Raw genomic sequence first — 15,711 nt, 5'->3', positions numbered from 1 at the left:
AATATAATTTACGTAAATCATCAATAAAATGATTCGAAATTTGTTCCTCGTTGACTACAAACCATTCTTTTTTAAGGATGGTTTTTTTATTTCTATAAAGCACAAAAAAGGACAGATAAACATCCGTCCTTTCAAAATATCTTTTATCTAAAAAATATAATTATCCTTGTTTCGGCTTGTATAATTTATACATTACGAATAAAAAGGCTACCCATATCGGAATTAAGATCACCTGAATTTGCATTCCTGTAATACTCATTAATACCAAAATAGCTAATAAAAACAAAATGCAGATATAATTAGATATCGGGTAAAATATAGAAGGAAATTTCGTTTTTTCTCCCGATGCTATTTTACTTCTTCTGAATTTTAAATGCGTATAACAAATCATCAACCAATTGATAATTAATGATGAAACCACCAAAGCCATTAAATATTCAAAAGCTTTTTCCGGAACTAATTTATTAATGATAATACAGATTCCTGCAAAACAAGAAGATATAAGGATTGCATTAATTGGTACGTGATTTTTATTTAATTTCTGTAAAAATTTCGGAGCATTACCTTGTTGTGCCAATCCGAAAAGCATTCTACTATTACTGTAAACACTGCTGTTGTAAACGGATAATGCTGCTGTCAATACAATTAAATTCAAAACATTCGCAATCAAAACATTGAATTGAATTACTTTTCCAAACATCGTAAATTCTAATCCATTCAGATTTTGAAAAACCATTACAAACGGACTTGAACCTTCTGTAATTTCTCTCCACGGACTCAAAGAAAATAAAATAACCAACGCCCCAACATAAAAAATCAGAATTCTATAAATTACCTGATTAGTTGCTTTAGGAATTGTTTTTTCGGGACTTTTAGCTTCTGCAGCGGTAATTCCGATCAATTCTAATCCACCAAAAGAAAACATAATCATCGCCATAGCCGCAAAGAGCCCTGAATATCCTTTTTCACTGTGATTGAATAAACCTTTTGGAAAAAAACCACCGTCATTCCATAGATTAGAAACACTTGCATTACTTCCTCCTGTGCCACTTATCAATAAATAAATACCGAAAATAATCATCGCAATAATGGCTACAACTTTTATAATTGAAAACCAAAATTCCGTTTCACCGTAAACTTTTACGGAAGCCAGATTTAAAGCATTAATTAAAATAAAAAAGAATAAACTCGAAACCCAGAGAGGAATATCTGGCCACCAAAAATGGATGTAATGACCAATCGCCGTAAGTTCGGCCATACTTACGAGAATGTAAAGAATCCAATAATTCCAGCCAGAAGCAAAACCGGGAAATTTTCCCCAATATTTATACGCGAAATAACTAAAACTTCCCGAAACCGGTTCCTGAACGACCATTTCACCAAGTTGACGCATGATAAAAAAGGCAATAATCCCTGCCAAAGCATATCCTAAAATAACAGATGGGCCTGCCAAAACTGCCGCAGGACCAATTCCAAGAAACAATCCTGTTCCGATGGCGCCTCCTAGGGCAATTAATTGAATGTGTCGATTGGTTAACCCTCTGACAAGAGAACCTTTTTGTTCCTCTTTATTTTCATTGTTCATAGATCGAAAAAATATAGCTTAAATATATAAAAACTTTCGCTCTTGATTTTATTGGAGACTTTATAAAAGTTAATTGACAGAGTTAATAATTTTAATCCTCAACAAGCATTTAATAAAGAAAGTAAACTTAATAGTCTATTCACACCCTATTAATACTAATATCCTAATCTTGCAAAAATTTTTACAATGAAAAAAATATTCCTTTTTCTTGCGCTGGCAGCGGGATTGGCGAAAGCTCAGAACAATTCTGACCATGTCGTTTTAATAAGTATTGATGGTTTAAGACCTGAGTTTTATCTGAGCCCTGAATGGTCTATGGTAAACCTCAGACAAATGATGAAAAAAGGAGCTTATGCCAATGGTGTTCGTGGTTCATTTCCAACCGTGACATATCCATCTCACACTACCATCGTAAGCGGAGTTTTACCTGCAAAACATGGTATTTATTATAATACTCCGGTTCAGCCTTTGGGAATTACGGGAGAATGGTTTTGGTTTTATAAGGATATTAAAGTTCCAACGATTTTCAGTGTTGCTAAAGAAGCCGGACTCACTACTGCAGGGGTAAGCTGGCCTGTAACCGTAGGAGCTCCAATCACTTATAACTTACCAGAATATGTTTATCTTCCAAAAAACAAAGGAGAGAAAAAGGATGAAGTAAAAGCAATGAGCTTAGAATCAACACCTAAAGAGCTTTTCCAAGAAGTTCAGGATTATGCAGTCGGGAAATTCGGGGAATATGGAGCAAGTTTAGACCATGACGTAACTGATCAAAACAAAGCAAGAATGGCCGCTTATATTTTAAAGAGATACAAGCCATCATTTTTAGCCCTTCATATTGCAGCTGTCGATCACTTTGAACATGAAGAAGGAAGAGATGGCGACAAAGTTCGTTCTGCGGTTGTTGGTGCGGATGTAGCTATCAAAACACTTATTGATGCCGCAACAGCAGCAGGAATTGATAAAAACACAACGTTTATCATCACAGGAGATCATGGATTTGTGGATATCCATTCTCAGTTTAACCCCAATGCTATGCTCGCAAAAGCAGGATTGTACGATAATGACAAAAAAGAAGACTGGAAAGCTTACTTTCAGGCAAGTGGAGGCTCTGCATTTTTACATTTGAAAAATCCTAATGATAAAGCTACATTAACTAAAATAAACGAACTTCTTAACAATTTACCTGATGGATACAAAAAACTGTTCCATGTTCTAAATAAGCAGCAAATCGCAGAAGCACAAGGAGATCCGACCGCATCATTAGCATTAGCAGCCTATCAAGGAGTGAGTTTTGGAGCAACCGCTACAGGAGAATTATTAAAAGCAGCAGACGGAGGAACCCACGGTTATCTACCAACAGATTTTAAAGAAATTCAAACAGGATTTGTTGCTTTTGGTAAAAATATAAAGCAAGGAACGGTTTTACCTCTAATGGGACAGGAAGATATTGCTCCATTAATTGCACAATTATTACATCTTACGATGAAAACAGACGGAGTTTTATATCCGGGACTATTGAAAAAGTAAAATTTTCAATTAAAAATTAAAGGCTGCCTCTTATTGAAGCAGCCTTTTTGATATTATATCTAACAAGTTTATAAATGCTCTTTTGGAATGGCAATATTATTTTTCTTCATATATTCTACAAGATCGTGATATTTATCTTCAAAATCATTTGTTCCGCATTTGTGGGAAATACTACAGATGTCTGAAGGTTTTATATCTAAAATTCCTGAAATCTTGTTTAAAATATCCAAATTAATCTTCACTTTAGAATTTTCAATATCGGAATAGGCTTTCTGTGAAATCCCCATTTCAAAAGCCATATATTCTTGGGTAAAATCTTTACTCCTTCGAATTTTTCTGATGTTTTGTCCACATATCTTCATCCTTTTTGTTTTAGTAGTTTTCGGTATATTTTAGAAGTTTATCTAATAGCCTCTAACAAAGTTAATAAATACCTTTGGCAAAACATTATACACGTTACATGATATTTATTTCATCCTAAAATTTGGTTTAAAAATTTACCCAATAAAACCATTTTAAAAGAAAAATTTATCACTTCGGTACACACAATTGGAATTATGGAGACGCAAAGATTTAATTATGACAATAATATTGTCAGAGCATTCTTGTATGCTACTATTGTATTTGGTTTGGTCGGATTTTTACTCGGTCTTACGGCTGCTTTAATGCTTTTCTACCCGGAATTACCTGAGTTTTTATTCGGAACAGATGATACTACGATTAAAAGTTTAGCATCCGGAAATATTCAAGGGTTGATCAACACTCAAGGTGCAATGGGATTTGGAAGAATCAGAATGCTTCATACCAGCGCCGTGATCTTTGCATTTGTCTGTAATTCATTCTTTTGTGGAGCTTACTATAGCATGCAGAGACTATTAAAAACAAGAATGTACAGCGATACTTTATCTTGGTTACATTTCTGGTCTTGGCAAATAATGATCGTCAGCGTTGTGATCACTTTCTTAATGGGAATTAATACTTCTAAAGAATACGCGGAACATGAATGGCCAATCGATATTTTAATCGCATTCTCATGGATCATCTTCGGTATCAATATGTTTGGAACGATTGCGAAAAGAAGAGTAAGACATTTGTATGTTGCCATTTGGTTTTATATCGCAACTTGGATTGCCGTGGCAATGCTCCATATCTTTAATAATCTTGAAGTTCCGTTATCATTCACAAGCTGGAAATCATATTCTGTATATGCAGGAGTAAAAGATGCTTTGGTTCAATGGTGGTATGGTCACAATGCGGTTGCATTCGTATTAACGACTCCGGTTTTAGGCTTGATGTATTATTTTATGCCTAAAGCTGCTGACAGACCTGTCTTTTCATATAAACTTTCCATTATTCACTTTTGGTCTTTGATTTTCGTTTATCTGTGGGCAGGTCCGCACCACCTTCAATATACCGCTTTACCGGCTTGGGCTCAGGCAGTGGGAACAGGTTTCTCCATCATGCTGATCGCTCCGTCTTGGGGAGGAATGCTGAACGGACTTTTAACCTTAAGAGGTGCATGGGATAAAGTAAGAGAAAATCCTATCCTTAAATTCTTCGTCGTAGCCGTTACCTGTTATGGAATGGCAACTTTTGAAGGCCCACTTTTAGCAACAAAATCTTTAAATAAAATTGGTCATTACACAGACTGGGTGATTGGTCACGTACACTTAGGTGCACTTGGATGGAATGGTTTCATGGCTTTCGGAGTTATCTATTATTTGATTCCAGTGATGTGGAGAACCCAACTTTGGTCTAAAAAATTAGCTAACTGGCATTTCTGGCTGGGAACGTTAGGAATTATTTTCTATGCCGTACCAATGTATATTTCAGGATTTACACAGGGATTAATGTGGAAACAATTTAATCCGGACGGAACTTTACTCTATAAAAACTGGCTAGATACCGTAACTGCAATTATTCCTTACTTTAAAATGAGGTTTGTAGGAGGGCTGCTTTATCTTTCAGGGGCAATCTTAATGGTTGTGAATGTTATTAAAACAATCAAAGCCGGATCATTCCAAAAAAATGTACCTGCAGAAGCACCTGCTTTAGCCAATATCGGAAGCAGCAGAAAAGAAGGCGAAGGCGCACACCTTTGGCTGGAAAGAACACCAAAATTATTATCCATACTAGCTTTTGTAGTGATTTCAATTGGAGGATTGATAGAGATTGTCCCTACCCTATCTCTTAAACAAAGCGTTCCTGAAATTACCGCCGTGAAACCTTATTCACCATTGGAATTGGAAGGAAGGGACTTGTATATCCGTGAAGGCTGTAACTCATGTCATTCACAAATGGTAAGACCTTTCCGTGATGAAGTGATGAGGTTTGACGGTAAAAACGGACAGTATTCAAAAGCGGGAGAATTCGTTTATGACAGACCATTTTTATGGGGATCAAAAAGAACCGGGCCAGATTTACACAGAGAAGGAGAAAGAAATCCGGATTCATGGCATTTTAAACATATGTATAACCCAAGAATTACTTCTGCAGGTTCTATCATGCCACGTTTCCCTTGGTTGATTACCAATAAACTGGATCGCTCTCAAATGGTGGATAAAATGAAATTAATGAAAAACAGTTTCGATGTTCCTTACACAAAAGCTGAAATAGATTCAGCCGGCAAATGGGCAGATAATCAATCGAAAGCCATCGTTAAAAGAATTTATTCTGAAGCTACCGATGTAAGAGATCAGGTTGAAAAAGACAAATCAACGAAAGGATCTTCATTCGTTCCGCTTGAGCAGAGAGAAATTATAGCAATGATCGCCTATCTGCAAAGATTAGGAACCGATATCAAGACAACAGAGATCAAAACAGCAAGCATAAAGTAATCATTAAATTTTATTACAATGAAAACAAGAACCCCAATTTCAATATATATTGCTGCAACAATTGGTTTAACGATCATGGCATTCGAAATGTTTGCTCAAGATTCAGGATATTTTTCTTCACCTTTTTTCTGGGCATTAATATTGATCACGACCATTTTACTTCTCATCATGAATTCCATTGGAGATTTGGTTGAGAACGAAAGATTCAGCAGGTTATCAGAAGATGAGAGAAAAGAATATTTAAACGAAAAAAATGTTCCTTATTATCAAAAACTTTGGAATTCAGCCTTTAAAAAACAATCTGCAACCGAGGAAAAAGATATTCTGATCGATCACGGTTTCGATGGAATCACAGAACTTGATAATTCTTTACCCAAATGGTGGATCGGCTTATTTTGGTTCGGATGTATTTTCTGTGCAGTCTATTTATTCGCTTTTGCTTTTACAGATTACGCCCATCCCGAAGCCGAATTAAACAAAGAAACCAAAACCATGTTGGCATCAATCACAGAATATGAAAAAACAGCTCCACAGATCAATCTGGAAACTGCAAAATACAGCGCAGACAACATCGCAGAAGGCGAACAATTATTTAAAACAAATTGCGTAACCTGCCACGGAGACGGAGCAAAAGGAGGAATCGGTCCGAATCTTACCGATACGCACTGGATCAACATCAAAGAAAAAAGTTTATTTAAAAATGTATTCTGGATGCTCGAAAACGGATCTCCAAATAATCCAACCATGAGACCTTTCATCAAAGAAGGAACGATCACAGGAAGAGATGCCGAAAAAATTGCGGCGTATGTTTATCACATCAATCAGGAAACAACGCCTATTACAGAAGCTCAGGGAGGTGCCGCACCTCAGGGCGAAGAAGTAAAATGGGAAAATAATAACGAATAAAATTTACACCTAAATATCAACCATGCCCTCTTTTAAAAACTAACATTTGATTTCATTTTTGCATCACACCTTTTCAACGAAAAAAAATGATTAGAAAGAGGGCTTTTAAAAATATCAACCTAAATCCATGTCTTGGCTGTTCTTATCAACTAATTCACTTGACTAGCTAAACTAAATTCCATAATAGTCGGCCAAGGCAGGATTTTTGTACTTGCAAAGTGCTAATACAACAAAGAAAATTAATATTCAATGAAAAATGATTTATTATCTTTGTTACAAACCACTTACATTTGAAACTTAAATTTAACAAAAGAAAGATCCTAAAGCGTATTGCAATAACCTTTATTTCAATATTGGTTTTCCTCACTTTGCTTATATTCAGCTTAAGGCTTCCGGCGGTTCAAAACTTCATCAAAGACAAATTGGTTGTCTATCTTGAGAAAAAAATCAAAACAAAAGTAAGCTTAGAAAAGGTTTATATAGGGTTTCCAAACAGTCTTGTTATGGAAAATTTGTATTTAAAAGGCCAAAATATCGATACGCTTCTTGCCGTAAAAAAACTGGATGTAGGTTTAAATATGCTTAAACTAATCAATTCCACTGCAGATATTACTTCTGTTGATCTGGAAGGCGTTCGCGCGAATGTGATTAGAAAGCCGGACGGGAAATTCAATTTCGATTATATCATGGATGCTTTTGCGACAACTGATAAAGAAGAAAGCCCGTCAAAACCATTCATTATTTCTCTTGATAAAATTAATTTAAAAGATATTGGCGTTACTTTTAACGATCAACAATCGAATAATGACATTAAATTATATTTCAAATCCTTCGACACCAGAGTTAAAACTTTCGATTTAACTAAAAATACTTATGCCGTTAATGACATTAATCTTGACGGATTAAAATTAAAACTTAAACAAGATCTTGTAAAAGAAGTTTCCAAAAAAGTAGAGAAAAAAGTGGATTCTCTCAACAATCAAAAACCAATGCAGATTGGGTTAAGAGGAATTAAATTAACCAATTTCGACATCGATTACGGAGACGACAATACCAAAACATTTGCAAAAGTTTTATTTAAAGAATTAAGCACGAAAGTCAACAAACTTGATCTTGAAAACAATGCTTATAACGTTGGAAATGTAGTTCTTTCGGGAGCAGATATCAACGCCAACTTATATCTTCCGGCACAAAATGCCAATCCAAAAAATACGAAAGAACCTGAACCATCAACCAATCCCGACAAAGAAAAAGCAATGAAACTGCTTTTAGGAAAATTGGTTTTAAATGACGTAAAAGTAGCTTACAACAACACCGCGATCGCTCCTACAAAACAGGGAATGGATTTCAACCACATGAATTTTTCTAAAATGAATGTTGAGGTTCGAAGCTTTAAAATGGAGAATAATACTTTCGCAGGAACAGTAAATTCAGCGGAAATTCAGGAAGCGAGAGGTTTGGATATTCAAAAATTCAACACCGATTTTGTGTATGGTGAAAAAGAAGCTTATTTGAAAGATCTTTACTTACAGACTCCAAAAACGCTTATCAGAGATGAGGTTATTTTAAATTATAATTCAATCGAACAGTTAAGTTCAAACCCGGGAACCGTAAAAATTTCAGCGAATATTAAAGATTCTAAGATTGGTTTTTCTGATATTTTAAATTTGGTTCCGACGTTAAGAAATACCGTTCCATTCAACAAATATCCAAACGCGATATTGAGTGTAAACGCCAATGTAAAAGGAATTGTGAACGATCTTTTGATTCAGGATCTGAAAGTTTCAGGATTGGATCAATTGCGAGTTGCCGCATCAGGAAGAATTAAAAACGCGATGAATCCTGACAATCTGTATTACGATCTGAGAATTGCAGAATTGTCTTCATCGGCAAAAACGATCTATAATTTAGTTCCGAAAAATACAATCCCTTCAAACATTTCTCTGCCATCAAATTTCAGTATAAAAGGAACCGCAAAAGGCACAACGAAAGTCGTAGATGCCAATCTAAATCTGTATTCAACTCTTGGAAATGCAGCAATTATTGCTCAAGTAGATATGCGCAGAAAAAACCATGAGCTGTATGATGTGAAAGCCAATCTTCAAGGTTTACAGATCGGAAAATTTATTCAAAATAAAGATATCGGATCAATCACGGCTCAAATTTCAGCAAAAGGAGAAAGTTTTGACTTCAAAAATGCAAATGCTGACTTGAAAGGTCATGTTGCATCGGCAGTTTATAAAGGTTACCGTTATCAGAACATGGATCTTACAGGCAAGATCAACCGTGGCGTTTATAATATTGTTTTAAACTCAAAAGACCCGAATGCTAATTTAAAATTAATCGCTTCCGGAGTTTATAACGAAAAAAATCCTACTGTAAAAGTAAACGGAGACATCATCAAATTAGACTTAAACAAGCTTGGTTTCTATGATAAACAAATGATCATCGGAGGAAAAATTGACGCTGATTTCACCAATCTTGATCCTGATAATCTTAATGGATATTTAAATCTTCAAAATTTTGCTTTCTCTGATACGAAAGAAGTGTATCCAATTCAGGAAGTTAATTTGAGGGCTTCTTCAACCCATGATTCAACAAAAATTATTTTCAACTCGCAAATTGCAGATGTTGAACTTGCAGGAAAATATAAATTGACTCAGATCTTTGGATCTTTAGCCAATACAATTAATCAATATTATCAGTTTCAAAAACCCGGTAAGGCTCAGAAAATTGATGCTGGACAACATTTTACTTTTAATGCTAAAATTAAAAATGATGATTTGATCAGAAAATTTGTTCCGGATCTGAAAAGTTTTGAAACGATCAATTTAGTTGGAAATTATGACGCAGATTCTCAGAAAATTGAGATCGACGGACAAATTCCACAATTGTTATATGGTGAAAATTCTATTGAAAATGCTTCATTAAAAGTCACGAATGAAAATCAGGCTTTACAGTATAATCTTGGTGTAGCAGCCTTAAAAAGTTCAAGTTTAGCTTTAAACAAAGTGAATATCAACGGGGATGTTTCCAATAATATTATCAATTACAATATTACAACAAAAGATGAAAAAGATGTGACTCAATTCCTGATCGCAGGAAATGCAAAATCACTGAACGATATTACAGAAATATCTTTAAATCCGAATGGTTTAAAATTAAATTACAGCGATTGGATCGTTGGCGAAGGAAATAAAATCCAGATCAGCAACAAAGGAATTTTGGCTGATAATTTCAGACTTTCAAATGGAGGAAGTGAAATTTTACTTCAATCCGAGACTCAATCTCCAAACAGTCCTCTAAATGTTTCGTTGAAAGATTTCAAAATTGAAACCATCACTGAAATTATTAAAAAAGATACGGTTTTAGCAAAAGGAACCATTAACGGAACCGCTCAGCTTCGAGATTTAACGAAAAACATGACATTCAATTCTGATCTTACGGTTTCAGATTTATTCGTTTATGGAAATCCGGTTGGAAATCTTGCTGTGAAAGTCAACAATACTTCACCTAATCTTTTAAATGCTGATATTGCCCTTTCCGGAAACGATAATGATGTGAAAATCTTGGGAGATTACAACACCTCTTCAAGCACATTTGACCTGAATATGGCGATCAATAAACTTCAAATGAAATCTGCACAAGGATTCTCGATGAACGCGATTACCAATACGGAAGGTTATCTTTCAGGAAATCTGAAAATTACAGGAAGTGCCGACAAACCTAATATTTTAGGAAAAGTAAAATTCAATGATGTTGGTTTGGAGATCGCAAAAACAGGAAGTGATTTCAGAAAACTGAATGATGAGATCGACTTTACAAGCAGAGGAATTGAGTTTGATAAATTTAAAATAAACGATAAAGACGGAAATTCATTGGTTGTGGACGGACAGGTTCTTACTCAAACCTACAGAGATTTTGCTTTCAATTTAGATGTAAATGCGAAAGATTTCAAAGTAGTAAATTCAGAGAAATCCAACGATGCGATGATGTACGGAATTCTTGCTATTGACGCAGGACTTCACATTCGCGGAAATTTAGACTTACCAAAAGTTGACGGAAGACTGGCTGTTTCTGATGATACGGATTTCACTTTTGTACTTCCGCAAACTAGTCCATCATTGCAGGAAAGAGACGGAATTGTTGAGTTTATCGATCAGGATCAGGTAGTTTTAAACAAAACCATCAAAGCAGATTCTCTGAAAGCTCAAAGCCGAATCAAAGGAATGGATGTAAGTGTAAATATCGAAGTAAGCAAAGAAGCTAAAATGTCGATCGTTATTGACAAAGCCAACGGTGATTTTGTAAAACTTCAAGGTGAAGCTGAGTTAACAGGCGGTGTCGATCCATCAGGAAAAACAACTCTTGTCGGAGTTTATGAAGTGGAAAAAGGATCTTACGAACTTTCTGTGAGTCTACTGAAACGTAAATTCGATATCCAAAAAGGAAGTACTATTACCTGGACAGGAGAGCCAACCGCGGCAACAATGGACATCACGGCCGTTTATAAAACAGAAGCCCCTCCTATCGACCTTGTTGAGCAACAGGTAAGCGGAGAAGATGCTTCAATATTGAATCAGTTTAAACAAAGAATTCCTTTCAATACCTTATTAAAGATGAAAGGTGAATTGTTGAAACCTGAAATTTCGTTTGATATTACAACTGATGAAAAAAACAACGCTGTTTCATCAACAGTAACAGATATTGTAGATGCTAAACTTACCCAGCTTAGAACTGAAGAATCTGAATTGAATAAACAGGTCTTCGCTCTTCTTTTACTGAACCGTTTCATTGGTGAAAATCCGTTCGAATCCGGTGCGGGAATGTCGGCAGAAGCGATGGCAAGACAGAGTGTGAGTAAAATTCTTTCACAGCAGTTGAACAATCTTGCATCAGGGCTTATTAAAGGAGTTGATATCGATTTAGGTCTTGATTCGTCGGAAGATTATTCATCAGGAGAAAAAAATACAAGAACCGATCTTAATGTTGGTTTAAGCAAAAAATTATTAAACGACCGTCTGAAAGTTACTGTTGGAAGTAATTTCGCCTTGGAAGGTGATGCCCGACAAAATGAAAGTACAACTAATATTGCTGGCGATGTAACCGTAGACTATAACCTTTCAAAAGACGGAAGATATATGCTTCGTGCGTATCGTAAAGATGAATATCAGGTGGCTCTTCAGGGACAGATCATAGAAACGGGAGTTGGTTTTATTATCACTTTAGATTATGACAAATTCCGTGAGATTTTCCAAAAAGCTAAGAAAGACAGACGTAAAAAAGAAAATAAAAATAACCAGGTGGTAGAATTTAATAAATAGACGTAGAAACTATTAGACTTAATCACAGTGTTAAAATGTAAATATGAAAAGTAAATTTAATATATATTATAAATATTTGTTCGCTTCGGGATTTGCCGCGATAAGTCTTTCGTGTAGCAATACCAAGTATCTGAAGGAGGGACAAATGTTGTACACAAGCGCAGAAGTAAAGATTGAAAACGATACAATTTCGAAAAAGGAAAAAAATGAACTTCAGTCTGCTTTGGAAGAAAATTTAGTTCCGAAACCCAACTCAACAATATTAGGATTACGTCCGAAATTATACTTTTACAACATCGCTAAAGAACCTAAAAAAGACAAAGGTTTTAATTATTGGCTAAAATATAAAGTAGGTGAAAAACCTGTTTTATTGGGAGATGTTGATCGTGAATTTAATAAAGATATCATTCAGAATTATTCTGAAAATAAGGGATATTTTAACGCAAAAGCGACTTACGACACTGTTTCTAAAAATAAAAAAGCACAGGTAATTTACACCGTAAGACCTGGTGCAAGATATTTAATCAGTAATGTTAAATTTCAACAGGATTCTACGCTTGTCAACAGAGAAATTCAAACTTTAACAAATAAAACCATCTTAAAAGCCGGACAGCCTTTTGACCTTGACGTTATTAAAAGTGAAAGAGAACGAATTGATAATGGTTTAAAAGAAAGAGGTTTTTATTATTTCAGTGGGGACAATATTATTGTTCAGGCCGACAGTACGGTGAGTAAAACCCATAAAGTTGAACTGAATGTAAAACTGAAAGAAGACACTCCTGATTTGGCAACAGAACAATTCAGCATTAATAATGTGATTGTTTTTCCAACTTACAATATTCAGGATGTAAAAAAAGGGAAATACAGCGTTCCGATGAATCCGGATTCGCTTTCAAAATATGCTTATGATGATATTTATGTAATTGATCCTCAGCATAAATTTAAACCGAAAATTTTCGACAGAGCATTATATTTCAAAAAAGGCGACTTATACAACCGTTCCAATCATAATCTTACGTTGAACCGTTTGATCAGTTTGGGAGTTTTCAAATTTGTGAAAAATGAATTTGTAGTTTCAGATTCTTTAAATCATAAATTTGATGCGTACTATTTATTAACTCCGAGACAAATTCAATCACTTAGGTTAGAAGCTTTAGGAAGAACAAACTCCGCAAATTATGCAGGTAGTGAATTGAACCTTAACTGGACACACAGAAACTTCTTCAAAGGAGCAGAACAATTTAAAGCAGCTGTTTATGGAGCTTTTGACGTGCAGATGGGAGGTCAGGAAAATGCAAAAAATATTTTCCGTGCCGGAGCGAATGTGCAGCTTTCTATTCCGAGAATTGTTGCGCCGTTCCGTTTTAATTCTTCGAGTGCGTTTGTTCCGCGAACCAATATTACTTTAGGGTATGAATTGCTAAACCGTACAGAATTTTATAAGTTAAATAATTTTAATGCATCATTCGGATACGTCTGGAAAGAAAATGCAAGAAAAGAGCATGATTTAAAAGTCATTGATATCACTCTTGTATCTCCTGCGAATGTAACTCAGGCATTTTGGGATCAGGCAACAACTCCCGCTGCAAGAAGAGTCGTCGCAGAGCAGTTAATTTTTGGACCAACTTATACTTATACCTACACCAATACAATGCTTCCCAAAACCAATACGATCTATTATAAAGGGACGTTGGATCTTGCAGGAAATATTACAGGTTTGGTAACGGGAGCTAATGTAAAAAAAGATAAACAGAAAGAGATTTTCGGAATTCCGTTCAGTCAATATGCGAAAATTGAAAATGATTTCAGGTTCTATCATAAGTTTACGGAAAAGAGTTCGTTTGCCAGCAGGTTTATTGGCGGTATCGCTTATCCATATGGAAACTCAGAGTTTGTCCCTTTCTCTAAACAGTTTTTCTCAGGAGGAAGTAACAGTGTTCGTGCTTTCCGTGCAAGAACTTTAGGACCGGGAAGTTTTGATCCAAGAACGATTCCGAAAGGAACATTATTAGATCAGTCAGGAGATATTAAATTAGAATTAAATGCTGAATATCGTGCTAATTTATATAAATTTTTAAATGTTGCCGCTTTTGTAGATGCAGGAAATATTTGGCTCTTAAATGATGATTCTTCCAGACCTGGTGCTACATTTTCAAAAGATTTTGCAAGCGAAATTGCCGTTGGAGCCGGAGTTGGTCTAAGACTTGATTTCTCTATCCTGGTTTTAAGATTAGACTTAGCAATGCCTTTGAGAGTTCCTTATTATGAAAAAGGTGACCGTTGGGCATTTGACAGAATTAATTTCGGAGATCCAAGTTGGAGAAAAGACAATCTTGTATTGAATATCGCAATCGGATATCCTTTTTAAGGTTCTGATTTTTAATATTTTAAACACAAATGTATGGTAAAAAACGCAAAATTTTTCTGGGAAGTTTTAAAAGAAACTTTCGACGAATGGAATAACTCCAACGCATCACGAGATTCTGCGAGTCTTGCCTATTATGCTATATTTTCCATTCCGGGTTTGTTGATTATTATTATCTGGATTGCAGGTAATTTCTTCGGTGAAGAAGCTATTCGTGGTGAAATAAGCAACCAGATCAGCGGAATAATGGGAGCTGAAGTTTCAAAAAGTGTAGAAAGCATGATTGCCGGCGCTTTGATTGATAAACAAAATATTTTTATGAAAATTGTGGGTATTGGTTCTTTAGTTTTTGGTTCCACTACTCTATTTTTTCAGCTTCAGCATTCACTGAACAGTCTTTGGGACGTACAGTCTGCTCCGAAAAAAGCTTTGGTTAAATTTCTTTTAGACCGAGCCAACTCACTAGGAATGATCCTTATGATCGGATTTTTATTAATGATCACCATGATTTTATCTTCATTGATAAGTGTTTTCAATAATATTATTACTAAATATTTCGGTTTTGAGACTTATTTACTCGTAGAATTAGTGAATTTTGGGGTCGGTTTCGGATTGGTAATGTTGATGTTTGCATTAATGTTCAAATTTCTTCCTGATGTACAAATCAGCTGGCGACCTGTTTGGAAAGGCGCTTTTTTAACGACACTTTTATTTACATTAGGTAAATTTTTATTAAGCCTTTATTTTGGAAATTTCAAACCTACTTCCGCTTTTGGAACAGCCGGAACCGTAATTTTGATCATGATGTGGATTAATTATTCCTGTATGCTCGTCTTCTTTGGAGCCGAATTTACAAAGGTCTACACGTATAAAAAAGGGTATAAAATCGTTCCATCAAAACACGCAAAATGGAGCGCTGCAAAGCTCTATGAAGAAAGTCATAAAAATCAAACTCCTCAAGTCTGAATTTGATTTTTTATTAATATAAAAGCCTCCTGAAAAATTTCGGGAGGCTTTATTTTGCAATCTACTTTTATACTATATTATTAAATTTTCAATTAATTTCATTCTCACAACTTGGCATTTGTATTTACTTATAAATAATTAAAGCAATATGTTAAAAATATTAATTATTTACAAATAATACAATTTTTCAATTAATAA

At 35.0% G+C, this 15,711-nt stretch carries 8 protein-coding genes; 6 read left to right on the top strand and 2 right to left on the bottom strand.

The annotated features are described in order from the left end of the window. Nucleotides 1–160: 160 nt before the first annotated feature. Complete coding sequence (locus AC1Q7L_RS15585) at nt 161–1,585, bottom strand: amino acid permease (protein WP_492306820.1); 1,425 nt, start codon at nt 1,583–1,585, stop codon at nt 161–163. A 186-nt stretch (nt 1,586–1,771) separates the two neighbouring features. Here AC1Q7L_RS15585 and AC1Q7L_RS15580 point away from each other — a divergent pair, with 186 nt between their 5' ends. After that, nucleotides 1,772–3,115, top strand: coding sequence for an alkaline phosphatase family protein (locus AC1Q7L_RS15580; protein ID WP_492306821.1), 1,344 nt, complete (start codon nt 1,772–1,774; stop codon nt 3,113–3,115). Between the two features lie 68 nt (nt 3,116–3,183). On the opposite strand, the gene AC1Q7L_RS15575 is transcribed toward AC1Q7L_RS15580, so the two are convergent. Then, nucleotides 3,184–3,477, bottom strand: a complete 294-nt coding sequence (locus AC1Q7L_RS15575; protein WP_492306822.1) for a helix-turn-helix domain-containing protein — start codon at nt 3,475–3,477, stop codon at nt 3,184–3,186. Nucleotides 3,478–3,672: 195 nt separating this feature from the next. Between AC1Q7L_RS15575 and ccoN the strand changes: the two genes are divergently transcribed. The 5 genes from ccoN (at nt 3,673) to AC1Q7L_RS15550 (ending at nt 15,513) form a co-directional block, all read left to right on the top strand. Then, nucleotides 3,673–5,952 (top strand): cytochrome-c oxidase, cbb3-type subunit I, encoded by a 2,280-nt coding sequence (gene ccoN / locus AC1Q7L_RS15570; protein ID WP_492306823.1) that lies wholly within the window; start codon nt 3,673–3,675, stop codon nt 5,950–5,952. An 18-nt stretch (nt 5,953–5,970) separates the two neighbouring features. Further along, the gene (locus AC1Q7L_RS15565) at nt 5,971–6,858 is read left to right on the top strand and encodes a cbb3-type cytochrome c oxidase N-terminal domain-containing protein (protein ID WP_492306824.1); all 888 of its coding nucleotides are present in this window, start codon (nt 5,971–5,973) and stop codon (nt 6,856–6,858) included. A gap of 290 nt (nt 6,859–7,148) precedes the next feature. Then, nucleotides 7,149–12,182 (top strand): translocation/assembly module TamB domain-containing protein, encoded by a 5,034-nt coding sequence (locus AC1Q7L_RS15560; protein WP_492306825.1) that lies wholly within the window; start codon nt 7,149–7,151, stop codon nt 12,180–12,182. A gap of 43 nt (nt 12,183–12,225) precedes the next feature. Next, a complete protein-coding gene (tamL, locus tag AC1Q7L_RS15555; RefSeq protein WP_492306826.1) occupies nt 12,226–14,550 on the top strand; it encodes a translocation and assembly module lipoprotein TamL in 2,325 nt (774 codons plus the stop codon). A gap of 33 nt (nt 14,551–14,583) precedes the next feature. After that, a complete protein-coding gene (locus AC1Q7L_RS15550; RefSeq protein ID WP_492306827.1) occupies nt 14,584–15,513 on the top strand; it encodes a YihY/virulence factor BrkB family protein in 930 nt (309 codons plus the stop codon). Nucleotides 15,514–15,711 lie beyond the last annotated feature (198 nt).

The organism is Chryseobacterium sp. GW823-FHT05E08 (assembly GCF_058795655.1).
This window is presented reverse-complemented; position numbering and strand designations above follow the sequence as displayed.

Coding starts and splice junctions, on each gene's coding strand:
- AC1Q7L_RS15580 (WP_492306821.1), top strand. CDS start 1,772: ATGAAAAAAATATTCCTTTTTCTTGCGCTGGCAGCGGGATTGGCGAAA.
- AC1Q7L_RS15565 (WP_492306824.1), top strand. CDS start 5,971: ATGAAAACAAGAACCCCAATTTCAATATATATTGCTGCAACAATTGGT.
- ccoN (WP_492306823.1), top strand. CDS start 3,673: ATGGAGACGCAAAGATTTAATTATGACAATAATATTGTCAGAGCATTC.
- AC1Q7L_RS15575 (WP_492306822.1), bottom strand. CDS start 3,477: ATGAAGATATGTGGACAAAACATCAGAAAAATTCGAAGGAGTAAAGAT.
- AC1Q7L_RS15550 (WP_492306827.1), top strand. CDS start 14,584: ATGGTAAAAAACGCAAAATTTTTCTGGGAAGTTTTAAAAGAAACTTTC.
- tamL (WP_492306826.1), top strand. CDS start 12,226: ATGAAAAGTAAATTTAATATATATTATAAATATTTGTTCGCTTCGGGA.
- AC1Q7L_RS15585 (WP_492306820.1), bottom strand. CDS start 1,585: ATGAACAATGAAAATAAAGAGGAACAAAAAGGTTCTCTTGTCAGAGGG.